At 55.0% G+C, this 13,674-nt stretch carries 5 protein-coding genes; 2 read left to right on the top strand and 3 right to left on the bottom strand.

The genetic code is table 11. The features are described from left to right. Positions 1-58: 58 nt before the first annotated feature. From E8D52_15060 to E8D52_15050, 3 genes are all read right to left on the bottom strand, one after another. The gene (locus E8D52_15060; GenBank protein TKB65719.1) at positions 59-6,523 is read right to left on the bottom strand and encodes a glycosyltransferase; all 6,465 of its coding nucleotides are present in this window, start codon (positions 6,521-6,523) and stop codon (positions 59-61) included. A 174-nt stretch (positions 6,524-6,697) separates the two neighbouring features. Further along, positions 6,698-7,951 (bottom strand): glycosyltransferase family 4 protein, encoded by a 1,254-nt coding sequence (locus E8D52_15055; protein TKB65718.1) that lies wholly within the window; start codon positions 7,949-7,951, stop codon positions 6,698-6,700. A gap of 485 nt (positions 7,952-8,436) precedes the next feature. Further along, complete coding sequence (locus E8D52_15050) at positions 8,437-9,159, bottom strand: flagellar brake protein (GenBank protein ID TKB65717.1); 723 nt, start codon at positions 9,157-9,159, stop codon at positions 8,437-8,439. 234 nt (positions 9,160-9,393) lie between these two features. Here E8D52_15050 and E8D52_15045 point away from each other — a divergent pair, with 234 nt between their 5' ends. Both E8D52_15045 and E8D52_15040 read left to right on the top strand, forming a co-directional pair. After that, positions 9,394-10,653, top strand: a complete 1,260-nt coding sequence (locus E8D52_15045; protein TKB65716.1) for a DUF3391 domain-containing protein — start codon at positions 9,394-9,396, stop codon at positions 10,651-10,653. After that, complete coding sequence (locus tag E8D52_15040) at positions 10,650-13,541, top strand: response regulator (protein TKB65715.1); 2,892 nt, start codon at positions 10,650-10,652, stop codon at positions 13,539-13,541. Before E8D52_15045 ends, E8D52_15040 begins: the two co-directional genes overlap by 4 nt. Positions 13,542-13,674: the final 133 nt, after the last annotated feature.

Here is a 13,674-nt window from a genome sequence, read left to right as displayed (position 1 = left end):
TCGCACTAAGCCAGTGGAGAACGCGTCGGGTTCAGCACACACGGCACGCTGAATCCATTCAAGAGTGCGCGGCTTCCATTGTGGAGACGGCTTGTTTTCTTGCGATAACTTGACCAAGTTCGTTCAAACCATCGAATGTCGGCGCAAGCGTACGAAGCGTTTCGTATTCCAGACTTGCCGCCTCGATGTGCTCTCCCCGAACCAACGCACCCGCCAGCGCAAAACGGATCGCCAAGTCGGCCGGATTGCGCACCAAATACTTGCACAAATGCCGGCTCAGCTCATCCCAGCGGTTTTGTGCCGTACCGGCGCGTAAGAGCCAATGGATGGCTTCGGCATCGTCTGGATGCTCCTCTAACACGTGTAGAAAATGCTCCCAGGCTCCCTGTGTGTAGGCCCGTCCCATTGCGGCCATTCCCATTCCCATGAGACATTTCTTGCGATCGGCTCCTTCTCGCATCGCCAAACCAAAGGCCATCTCCGCTTGCTCATACTGTTCCCGCTGCATGCACAGGATGCCTCTCAGCAACAGTCCTTCTGCATGACTCGGGGAAGACGCGAGTAAGACCCGGAGCTGTTCCTCTGCCCCCACCAAATCCTTCTGTTCCAGCAAGGCTCGGATCAGCGCGAGCCGTTCTGTGGGCGCATCGACCAACGCCACATAGCGCGAGAGAAACTTAGTACGGCTGATCGGCGCTTGGAGACGCTCGGCCACCATCGCGCCCCAGGACAGCACAAACTGGTCGTTCGGCCAATTCTCCACCAATTGTAGTTCACGTTTGACAGATTCCCAATCCTTCTTCAGTGCAGCGGTTTGGACTGCCGCCACATGCGCCCAAATGGCCCCATCCTTCACATCGTCCAATCGCACAATATCGCCACCCAGTTGCCCATTACGGAAGATGCGTTTAAATTTGTAGCCACTGATATAGAAGTGCAGATCTTCGTCGGCCGCCCACCATTGCTCCTCCCACCGATCCAAGAAACGAATCGCGTTTGTGTCGTCGTGAATCTTCCTTCCGGCAGTTTGGCTTTCGAGATGAAGAACAACGCTTCGGGGTTGATAGACGATCACATAGCCGCGCTCCCGCACTTTCAGACACAGATCCGCATCTTCGAATCCGTTCACATATCCTTCGTCGAACCCGCCCACTTCCTCGAACAAAGATCTCCGGATCAGCAGACAAGCAGCCGTGACGATCTGGAATTCACGCCGTTGATTGACGACCGGATGATCACCAGCGAAGGATTTATAGATATGATAGGGCAAGCGATGCTCCAGGTCCCGAACGACGCCAGCATGTTGCACCGTGCCATCAGGATACAAGAGCTTGCTACCGACGATACCCACTTCCGGATGGGCGTCCACTTCGGACACCAGTGAGGAAAGCCAGCCTGGCTGTGGGATCGTGTCATTGTTCAAGAACACAAGATATTGGCTGCGCGCGACTCGTGCCCCTTGGTTGCAGGCTTTCGCAAATCCAAGATTTTCCTGGTTGCTGATTATTTGAACGTCGCCAGCAAGGCTAGAGAGGAAGGAAGCCGTATCATCGGTCGAGTGGTTGTCGACGACGATCAGTTCCCATGATATTCCCTCGGTCGTCTTGACTAGAGCCGCTAAACATTGACGAGTCAACTCACAGCAGTTCCATACGGGAATGATTACCGAACAGACGTAGGACTTCGCGGACGCTTCGGCCTGGAACTTTTGGAGATTCCGCTGCTGGCCCTCCCGTACACCGGCAATGCGTTCCGCGTAGGGCGCATACTTACGATAGATGATCTCGGTTGTGCGCCAATAGGCATCCCTGGTTCCGCTTGTCATGGACGAGCCGTCACTTCGCCATGTGAATTCCGCCGTCGTCACAGGCAGATGCTTGAAAGGAAACCTGGTCGCCATTCTAATCCAGAGATCCCAATCCTCGTGCGCAAACAGCGATTCGTCGAATCCCCCTACCTCGTCCACACATTGCCGCGCATGCATGACGCACAACACGGGAAAATAGTTGCTGACCAGGAGATCAGCCGGACTGAATTCCTTCGAGTACGGCACGTCTCGCGCAGTCTCGACATACTGGCCGTCGATCTGTCGTTCATGCACGCGCCACGCATCGGTGTAGGCAATACGGCATTCGTGGCGATCGAGATACGCAGCCAGCGTTTCCAGATGATTCGAGAGATACCGATCATCATCGTCAAGATAGGCTACGTACGTGCCCTTCGCCACGCGCAGTCCACTGTTTCGCGCCGCGGCCAACCCACGGTTTCGATCATGGCAGATCGTCGTGATGCGAGATCGATCAGCGCAGGCGGCGATGATGGACTCCACCTCGGAGCCGAAGTCGTTCACCACGATAACCTCGAAGTCCTGATATGTTTGCGCGGCCAGACTGGCGAGCGCTGCCCTCAGACGCTCCGGCCGGTTGTATGTCGGCACGATGACGGACACTTTCGGAACGCGTGTAAAAGGAATAGCCGCTGGGTCGGCGGTCCGCTGGCAAGCCCACACTTGATAGATCGGTATCAGATTCATGGAACGTACGTCGGCCGGAGTCGGAGCCGGTATATACCGAAGATTCGGTACTTCGACATGAATGCGCTCAAGCCCCGATTCTGTGAACCCCTCTCCTCTAAGCAATGTGCGTAGTTGCTCTTCGGTAACCCAGTCTTCAACCGGCTGATTCGGCGGCGCAATCGTCTTCCACTGTTCCCACATTTCACCCCGCGGAGTCGTGAGAATGAGATAGCCCTCAGGCTTGAGGAGCTGGGCTAGCTGCGCCAGAAACTTTTCCTTTTGCCCATGCGGGACATGCTCGATGACTTCGGACGTAAGCACCACGTCATAGGGAGCAAAATCTGAACGGGTCAAGACACTATCCGCCATGCCCGCTTCGAACTTGAGGTGAGGGAACAGCTTGTGCGCGTGCTCGACGACGCCGGCAACCGGCTCAATGCCTTCACAGGTCCCGTACATTGTGGCGAGATTGGTCAACCAGCCTCGACCACACCCAACATCCAACATTCTGAGCTGTTTGTTCGGCTCCTGCTGGCGTTCGCGGCGAAGGATGTACTCCAGGAAGGCCGCGATCTTGCTCCACCGTGCCGCTTCGTCAGCGTTCGGATTGGGTGTAGACCATGCCGGAGCATTGACAAACAGGTTCACATAAAACGCGTCCGACTTCATGCTCCCTCCGTTGGTCTGCTTTGCCACGTCGCGTATCGACGGCTTACTGCCGACGGATGTCATCCCGCCGAATTCTGGCTCGGCGCGACCTAATTGTGTCGCGAATGCCTGTCGTTGCGCAGTCGTACGCTCAACCAAGTCTGGTGGCATCATATATGATCTGGTCAAGCGATCCGTTTTGATCAGTTCTATCCATCCCTCCAACACCGCAGACCATTGACGGCAGGCTTCCCAGTGCGCGTAGCCCGTTTCACCGAGTGTTCGGCGCAATGCCGGTTCTCGCATCAGCAGTTTGACAGCCCGTCTGAAGTCGACTAAGGGAATCACCACGCCGCCAGCTTGTTCATGCGCGGCGTCGCATTCGGGCGTTGCCATCCACGGCAATTGATGGCTCATCGCTTCAAGGATGCACAGCGGAGAAGCCTCCGCATGCGAGGGCACCACCAGGACATCCGCCGCTCGCATGGCTGCGGCGACGCCCTCGGATGAAAGTCCTGGAATATAAAGCACCTCCGACCTGCTTGCCAGCACCCGCCGAACTTGGGCGACATACTCCGCGTTATCTGTCAGGTGGCCGACCAAAACGAGTTTCGCGCCTTGCGGGACAGACGCAAACACATCGAGCAAACCCAGGTGATTTTTAACCGGGTAGAGGTTTGCAATATGAAGGATGAGAAATGCGTCAGATGAGATTCCGTACTCTTTGCGAAACTCGGTGTGGGACTGCTGGGCCGGGATGCCGTTAGGCAAATAGGTCGTCTTGAGACCATATTGCCCGAAGAAGAAGGCATCGCAGCCTTGCTCCGACAACACCACGAGGTGATGGGCACAAGCCGCGAGTCGAACCACAAGGTCTTTGGCGTGACTCATGCTGGACGACAACAGTTCGCAGATTTCTTTATTCATCGTCGGCTGAAAGATCAGTCGGGTCTTATTTGATAACAATCCTGTCATCGCTCCGTAGAACAGACCATTGACCGGTGCGCCCAACATCACACAGGTGTCGTATTCTCCTGAACTGATGAGCCGCTCCACTTCCAGAGCACAGACGTGAACCGTCCCTTCTTGACGATCATGAGGAGACAGGGTAATGATCGAGAGTCCCCTGTGCGTCGTGAGGTGACGCGTGGGATTTGGATAGGTGGCAATATCGACGTGGTACCCGTAACCCAACAATCCGACTCCAAGCTCTTCCGCGACACGCTCCACACCTCCGACCGATGGCCAAAAATGCGGCGTCACAATCAGTACTGATTTGGTTCGCGCTCCGTTCTCCTGCTTCGTGGCACAGTCCACAATCATGCGCGCCGGATTCTGATCACCCTCCGGCTTCCACTGCACATGCTCAAACGGAATCGGCTCATGCGTTGGTGGCGGCGCTTGCCTCCCCGCGGTATAGGGTTGGGGCACCGGTGGATTCCCTAGAAGCAACCGCCTGAACACATCAAGTTCCACGAGGTTGTAGAGACGGGCGTCCTTCTCGCTGTCGACCGCTAGGGGGGCATTAATAATACCGTGCGCCGCGCCCAGCAACGCAAAAAGCTGGAGCGGATCGCCTGTTTGGCGAAATGAGTCCGCCTTGCGGCAGATATCGGACGTCAGGACGTTCCATTGCCGAATATCCTTCTCGTACATGGTCTTGTAACGACGATAGATGGTGTCGACCGTATAGGACGTGCCATGGCGGCCCTTGACGTCAGGATGGAGGATCCATTTGATGCCGTGATGGCCCATCTGCTCCAGAAGATCCATCTCGCTGGCTTTGACATCTTGAAACACCAGCGACTTCATGAGCGCCGTTCGATAGATTTTTACCCCTTGGATCGGCACACCACGATCCTCGTCGAACAAATGGAAACAGATCATCCCCACATCATCCGGCGCCTGCCTGATCGTGGCTTCCATCGTCATCACTGCATCCGGATGGAGAATCATGTCCTCATCGACCTGGAGAAAGAATTCGGTTGCACAATCGGTGATCATCCGTTGTGCCGCAGCACTGAAGGGATAAACATTTCTGATGATATCCAGCTTGAAAGGTAGCCCTTCCTGTTTGTGCAAAGCCTCCAGGCAAGCTTCCAAGACAGGATCATCCACCGTTAGCACGAAGACCGTCGTCGAGGCCTGAACCACCTGCCGAGACAAGCCTGTCTGCAGAACTGCCGGCCCTTCCGCTGGTTCCTTACAATTGCGGGTCGGCTGCCCGGTCATAATCCAATCCAACCACTGCCGTGCGCGAGCTTCTGCCGTATGAGATCGGAGCAGTGCTGCGCGAGCAGCCGTGGCAATGTCCCTCGCGTAGGTAGCGTCGCGAGAAATCCGTTCCACATGTTCTCTCAAGCCTGCGGGACGATCCTTGGGGTAAAGCAGAATTTCCCGACCATCCTTGAATAGCTGATGCGTACGAGGCCGATTGGGAATCTCCCAGGAGATCGCGGGACGACCCGCAGCCATCGCTTCCACCACACGTCCTGCATAGGATTGAAACAAGCTAGGGAGATTGACGATGGCACTCCAGGTTTTCAGGCTTGTCAACCAATTGGCAAAGATAGCTTCACGCAAGCGGCGCCACACTCCCACATATTCCACAAGTGCGGAAAAATCAGGTCGCCACCCAGACCCCAAGCGCTCCTGCATCTGCTGATGGAGTGTATCGAATAACCGAGGATAGTCGGTCGCAGCTTCAGCAGAAGGCGGATGAACCAGCAAGTCCGTCAGACCGGGAAGTGCCAGCCACGACTTCCGTTCTCCATAGAGTTCTCCATAAAATGCTGCCTCACGATGCGATGGACACTCGATGGTCGAGGTTATGAAGCGAGTCGGAACCGCAGAGGGCCAGAAGACAGCCTGAACCAGGCCTGAACGATTGAGTACTTCGGCATCATGCTCGTCCGCTGCTAACACATGCGTCATATGTCGCACCTGCCGTTCGACGAACTCTGCCCGCTCCCGCAAATGCGGCCAGCGGCGACAGTCTTCCTCGCTATACTCCAAGGACTCCATGATTAGGCCGACCCTCACCGGTGCCAACGTGTCAACCCATTCAAGAAATGCATCCGAGTATCGATTGTGAACCAGCCATAGCCAGACCTGATCAAATCGTTGGCCAGCCAATAGATTTTTCGCATGATGCAACCAGGATGACGGTGAAGTGTCCGGTATGTCGCAGAGTGCCGGAATCGTCACGCACTCACAACCGTTGGCACGGAGACCATCCTCCACCGCGAAGTTCCCCAAGTAGGACCAAGCTTTCGCCTGTTTCCATGTTGAAAACTCCAGTTGCAGAAGCAGGACTCTCGGCTTCCCCATAGGCTTTGTGTATCCTCGATTGAGTAACATGCTCTTACCTAACCAGTTTTTGCGGGAGCATAACGACTAACCAGACACACGCCACCATTCCTGACCCGACTTGAATTGCCTTCCGTACACGTCCCAGAACCCAAAGCCACAATGAATGCGGCGACCCACTTGCCATCCCACGCATCGAGGCAACGCCGTGCGGAACAACCACTCTCATGCCGCACATGCCGCCCGAAACAGTTCTGCTGCCCTCATCAGCATATGCGGATCATCATATTGAGAGGCGGAGGGAATCTGATTCCGGCAGGGTACAGCCATGAGCCTGCCGTACAAGGCTTCCGCCACCGTATTCACATTGTCAAAGTTGATTTGCTTCACCGACTCATAATCATCTAGCAAGAGATCGACTTTGGTGTCATCGAAGTACACACGTTTCCCTGCTGTGCCGTTCAGGATCAGGCCGACTGCCTGATCCGTCACATATTCCTCTACCCCTGGCACGTCGGAACACAGCACATAGCACCCGCTGCAGATTGCTCGCGTGATAGACATGGAGTGAAGCCCGACTGAAGGCAAGAGCATCACATCCGCGCTATCATAATATGCTTGCAACTCGGACTCTGCAGTCCTTGGAACGTGCAGCACGTAGGGGGAGCGCAAGATATCTGCAACCTCTTCGGTCAAATCATCGGGAATCGATCCGACAATGACCAACTCCAGTGGGATCTCTTCGCCCACCTGCTGAAAGGCCAGCAGGGTAGTAACACCACCCCGCACCCAAAAGCTGGACGGCTCGCCATGAAACGAATTTGTGAACAGAAGCCGCCGCCGGCCCGTTGTGAGTGGGACCGGCTGCCCACCTGGCAGTTGCCTGGCCCGCTTGACACTCCGCTGCACGAATGGCATGAGCGGAATATGCGCAGTCTTACCCTGAATCGCAGGATCAGGGAACAAGCCTCGCAAATACCGAAGTCCGGTAGCCGAATGCGACACAATCTTCTTAATATTTGAATGTGCGAGCGATGCGCTGATCATGGGATAAAACGGATGGTCTACCAGTGAGGAGCCCCTGGAAAATTTCCCATGAGACACCTCAGGCCAAAAGAACAGAATAGGAGTTTCCAAATGCACGATGCTGCTATGCCGGAGAGACGGAAGGATGGTGTGGTGAAATGCTATGCTATTCGGTGGCGCTAAGGCATCGGACAAATGATACCTGGTCGCGATAAAACGCTGGACGGTGTCACCATCCACACCCGTCAACACACGCAATTCATCACCTAGACGGCCATAGTTGGCAGCAAACTCAGTATGATCCACCGTGGCATTGACTTGAGGCCCTACAATCCTGACCTGGCCAGCCAAGCCATCCAGCACACTGACAAGCAATGGGTGTGCACCGTTCAGGTACTGCGCAAGTGTCCATGGAATATAAATGGACTTCATCGTTCTACCACCAGTGTTCATTGTGCCCTGCTTACGGCTGTTGCATTCGTATCACACCCAGCATTTCTGACTTGCCCCACCCCTCCACCAGTACGACTCATAGATTCTTCCAACACTCTTCGCAGGCAGAGGACACATGTTATCCATGACATCTGTCAATCGAAGTAGCGATATTCCTCAATGACGTCTTCCTTCATCAATCGGGGATACGTGCGAAGCCACTGGATCAGGCAATTACTGTGGTGACGATCGATCGTGTCGTATGCAAGACATCATCGCGGATTGAGCGTTGGTTACGTTGAGTTGAGCTGAGGCCATCCATGGCATTCACTCCAACTTTTTTTGCTTCGAGCAGCTGAAACAACTACTTTCAAAATACATGCCACTGTAATCGTCTGGATTTCCGACATAAAGCCAGGATTACGATTCTCAAATGGGAAGGAGTAGGAAAATTTTACCGATCAATATGGAAAGAATGTTCTCAGGAAGGATGGGAGTGCCAGCTGTCACAAGGGCGGTAAGGCGATGGCTTTCTGTGCCGTCCATTGTTCTATGGCGTTTCGAACTGATCCGCCCCACCCACGATATTCAATGTACTCGAGGTGATTGAAGTGAAACTCGATCCCGATGATGTCCTCGCCTCCTCGCGTGTCGGTATTCTTCACGATACCGGCTAGGTTGGTGATATGCCCCAAGCCTGGCAATTCAAATTCCATGTGCACGGTTGTGCCTGGTCGAAGCCAGGCCGGTGTTCGAACCACGAGCACACTGCACCCTCCCTCACTGAGATCCTGTAACAGACCACCAAAATAGTCTGTGGTAGGTAGCGCGGATACTGATGGATTGTCATGAGTCGCTCGCATCATCAAGGTCGGTTCGTTGGCAGATACACGGATATGTTTCCGCAGATGCATCTCTTCCACCGATTTGGGATATGCTACAAAGAGCAACGGAACCGGCATCGTAATCAGCTCGCGTATTTCACTGCGATACCCGACCAACTTCCCGCCATGCAAATAGCTGATGGTACATGGGGTACCGGCGGCAATCTGCTGGTCATGGCCGAGCTGAAGCGGCCATTCGCAGACAAGCCACGCATGATCCTTCCATCCAAGAAGCGTCGTACCGTACATGACCTTCTGCTGATCACGTGCGAAGGATAGCTTCAGTGCCAGTCCGACCGATAAAAAGGACGCTGCAGGGGGGACGGATACGACGATATCGTTCATAACCCTCACTCCAACACAATCACCTGACACCAACCAACTCTGATGACCTCTATCGGTAACTATCGGTCAATCTTGAGCCACAACGCGGTCGGTCGCGAGCAGTGACATCAAACCAATAACCATACGGCATGATGCAATCAAGTTCGAGGCCTGCCCCGCCGATAACGCCCGTGGGATCTTTCCTCTATTGCCATGTCCGACCAGAGACCTTTCTGACTAGGAGTCCGACGACTTATGACAGTAAAACGTATCGCCATCGAGCAGCTGATTCCCGGCATGTTCATCACAGAGATGGATGTCCCGTGGTACCGAACCCCCTTCCTCTCCCATAAACGCCTGATCAAGGATCAACAGACCATCCAACTCATGAAGCAACATGGGATCAGGATGGTGAGCATCGATACCAGTAAAGGGTCCGACCTCCCATCGGAGCCTTCAGCGACTACACAACATGCTGCAAACCAGCAATCTCCCAGCGTCGATGTCCCAGCCCCTCCGGATCAAACGCCCGAATGTACGCCGGAGATTCAACCTCACGATCATTCTGCCACGGCAATTTACGCCCAGGCTCAAGAAGCGGTTGAGCGCATTTTCGAGGATCTTGAGCGTGGCATTCCACCGTCTCCCGAAGCCACCAAAGCCATCGTATCAAGCGTGTTAGGCCAAGTTCTCAACCATCGTGCCGAGATGGCGACTCAGCTCGCCATTCAGAAAATTAAACAGTTCGACCGCTCACTGACAACTCATGCACTCGACACCTGCATCTTGTCGCTCGTGGTGGCTGTGGAAAGCGGATTGGATCACACAGCACAAGAACAAATCGGCATGGGCGCCTTACTCCATGACGCGGGATATGTCCGCCTCCCACGCAATCTTGTTCGCAAGCGGGAGGAATGTAGCGGACAAGATAAGACCTTGCTCGAACAGCATTGTAAGCTTGGCGTCACACTCCTCTCCGAGCAACCAGGCATGCACGAGGACGTCCTACGCATCGTCAGAGAGCATCATGAGCGCTTCAATGGAGGTGGATTTCCAGCCAAGTCATGCAATGATCAGATTTTTCACTTAGCGCAGATCGTCGGCATCGTCGATTTTTATGACGGCATGGTGAGTCGGCGCGGCACACGACAGGCCATGATTCCACACGATGCCGTTCGGCAACTCTTCTTGGCTGGAGAACAAGGGCTATTTGAAAAATCTCTCGTGGAGCTCCTGATTCGAAGCATCGGAGTCTACCCAGTCGGAAGCCTCGTCAGACTCAATACCGGCGAACAGGCGGTGGTCATCGGAGTCAACCCTCAGCAACGACTCAAACCCCTGGTCAAAGTCACGACCGACCCGCAAGGAGGCTCGTATGCCACGCCAATTGACATCGACCTAGCGACACCATCCTCCGACCACACAATCCGAACGGTGTTGCGTGTCCTAGACCCCAGCAAAGAACGAGTCAACATCGGCATACACCTAGACCAAGGCCTTTCGCGAGCTGCATGATGAAGCCATTTGGACGGAAACGAAGACGCGTCGGACGTCGTCTAGCTGCTTCACTTCCTACAGCGTCGACAGGCTTCGATCTGCTCGAAGGGCTTCCGCTGGCCACCGTCATTCTTGATGCTGATCTCACCGTATTGTCCGTTAATCGGGAGAGCCATCGGTTGCTTGGGCCACGGTTTCCTTCCTCTACGGTCCGCTTCTTTCCATCCCTGTGGTCGAGACTCACTCGATCCGACGCAACCACTATAACAGCACAACTGAACGGAGTCCTTAAAAGCCGCCGGCCAACTTCTGTCATGCAACAGCTCCTCTTGCGGAAAGCAACCCCTCCCGTTCCCGTAGAATGGGCCTGCGCACCCGGCACATTCAATGGAAAGGCCGTACTGATTCTCAGCATCCGAGACTTGTCTCATGAACGAGAATTGGAGCAGGATTGCAATCGGTTGGCCGCGATCGCTGAGGAAAGTCCCTTACCGATGATCGAACTGGACCGGCAGATGAGCCTGTTGTATGCCAATCCAGCGATGATCTCCCTGCTCACTCAATTCGGATACAGCCTCGAAGGATTTCCCAACGTCGCCCCGCGTAGCCTTCCGGACATCGTGCAACGCTGTCTCACCACAGGCTATGTGCTTCATGATGAGGCAATCGTACTTCCAGAAGCCAGTTTTTCATGGACCTTCTGCCCGGTTCTCACGCATGACGTCGTGCGTGGCTATGCCATCGACATGACGAGCGTCCATAAAACGCAGCAGGCGCTCCAACTCTCCGCCGACCAACTTCTCCAGAGCAACCGCTGCCTGGACCAAGCCCTGGAGGTGGCGAAGGAATCGGCACGCGTCAAGACAGCATTTCTCGCAACCGTCAGTCATGAACTACGCACCCCCATGAACGGGGTGATCGGCATGACAAGCCTGTTGATGGAGACGTCCTTGACGTCCGAACAACAATCCTACGCAGAGACCATTCGGCAGTGCGGCGAAGCACTGTTGCAGCTGATCAACGACGTACTCGAATGCAGTAAGATTGAGGCAGGAAAGCTGGAACTGGAACGCCTCGACTTCAATCTGAGAACCACAGTGGAGCAGGTGTTGGCACAATTCGCTGAGCGGGCAGAGACGAAAGGGCTGGAGCTAACCGGACTGGTACACGCCGCAGTTCCGACGGGACTCAAAGGTGACCCAGGCCGCCTACGTCAGATCCTCACCAATCTGGTTGCCAACGCGGTGAAGTTTACGGACAAGGGCGAGGTGACCCTGCAGGCCTATCTCGAAGAAGACCTCCTCGACACAACCGTCATTCGCTTCGAAGTCACGGACAGCGGCATTGGAATCAATCCCAACACTCAAGACAAACTGTTCCGTCCGTTTGTGCAGGCGGACAGTTCCACGACCAGAAAATATGGCGGCACCGGCCTTGGCCTGTCCATATCAAAGCAACTCGTGGAATTAATGGGTGGGCAGATCGGAGTGCGCAGCACCGAGGGAAAGGGGAGCACCTTCTGGTGCACCGCGCGCCTCCAGAAACAAGTCGATTCTCCATGTGCAATTCTCCCGACCGGAGATCTCACCGGAAAGCGTGTCTTGATCGTTGATGACAATGAATCGAATCGCGTGATCCTCCACCATCTGGTATCCGGTTGGGGAATGGTGGACGACCTTGCAGAAGATGCCGAATCGGCTTTGCACCGCATCGCGGAGGCGGCACAGCGGGGAACGCCGTACGATCTCGCGATCTTGGACGTCATCATGCCCGGAAAGGATGGGTTGCAACTTGCACGAGAGCTGCAAAGTCACCCGGCTGGATCCAGCATTCGTCTCGTCGTCATGACCTCAATGCTGCAGCGTGGCCATGCAGAACAGGCCCGCCAGGCGGGCGCGATGGGCTACCTGCCGAAACCCATCCGCCATGATGAATTACGCGACTGCCTTCGGACGGTTCTGGGTCTGCTCGAGAGCCAAGAGCCACAAACAACTCACACGCGATCAGTCGTGCCGCAACTCGTCACCAGGCATATGGTCGCGGAGCATGTGCACCATCAGCGCGTGTTAGTCGTGGAAGACAACATTGTCAACCAGAAGCTCGCGGTGCGGATGGTGGAAAAACTTGGCTACCAACCAGACGTCGTTGGAAACGGTCAAGAAGCGCTGACGGCGCTCGCCAAGGGAGACTATGCCGCCATCCTGATGGATTGTCAGATGCCCGTTATGGATGGGTTTGAGACAACCCGAAGCATTCGCAACGATGAAGCTGCAGTCGCATCGCATGACTCGCCCGGTGAAAGCCCAAACGGTTCAGACAAGGCACCACAATCGACTCCGCATATTCCGATCATTGCGGTCACCGCCAATGCGATGCAAGGCGATCGCGAACGCTGTTTGGCGACAGGGATGGACGATTATCTCGCCAAACCGATCAAACTCAATGAACTGCGGAGCGCCCTGGCTCGTTGGGTATCCACGCCACCCAATGTGGTCGTAACCGGCAACCAGAAGCCAACTCCTATCAGGATCGACCCGACCAGAGGGATCTTTGATCCTGAACAAATGTATCAGAACATCGGTGGCGACAGTGAGTTGTTTGCTCAACTCGTCTGCCTATTTCTTGATCGCTACCACACTATGCTCACTGACATTAGAACAGCCTTGGCCGATGCAGATTCGATCACCGTTGAACGACTGGCACACACTTTCAAAGGGACCGCCGGAAACCTGTGCGCCTCAGAAGTCGCACTGACTGCCGGTCGGCTCGAAGCAGTTGGCCGCCTTAATACGCTCCACGACGCCCCGCCCGTCTACGCGCAGCTCGAACTCGAAGTCGCACGACTCGTCCGTGTACTTGAATCCCACCGGCAGGGTTATCAGCCGATCACTCAGGCAGCGGCCTGATCAAGGCCGACACAATAGCTTTCCTATTTTTTGAGGATCCCTCAGGTCTGAGCCAGGCAGGCTAAGTCAGATCAAACGGTCGGTACCACAAGGCCAGCAAACCATCCAGAGTACCAGAATAGTCGCAACATCT

The sequence above is a fragment of the Nitrospira sp. genome, assembly GCA_005116745.1.
GTDB lineage: Bacteria > Nitrospirota > Nitrospiria > Nitrospirales > Nitrospiraceae > Nitrospira_D.
Note: the sequence above shows the minus strand (reverse complement) of the source record. Positions and strands in the feature narration are given on the sequence as shown.

Excerpts from the sequence above, each read along its gene's own strand:
- E8D52_15045 (TKB65716.1), top strand. The coding sequence starts at position 9,394 with ATGACAGTAAAACGTATCGCCATCGAGCAGCTGATTCCCGGCATGTTC.
- E8D52_15050 (TKB65717.1), bottom strand. The coding sequence starts at position 9,159 with ATGAACGATATCGTCGTATCCGTCCCCCCTGCAGCGTCCTTTTTATCG.
- E8D52_15055 (TKB65718.1), bottom strand. The coding sequence starts at position 7,951 with ATGAACACTGGTGGTAGAACGATGAAGTCCATTTATATTCCATGGACA.
- E8D52_15060 (TKB65719.1), bottom strand. The coding sequence starts at position 6,523 with ATGTTACTCAATCGAGGATACACAAAGCCTATGGGGAAGCCGAGAGTC.
- E8D52_15040 (TKB65715.1), top strand. The coding sequence starts at position 10,650 with ATGATGAAGCCATTTGGACGGAAACGAAGACGCGTCGGACGTCGTCTA.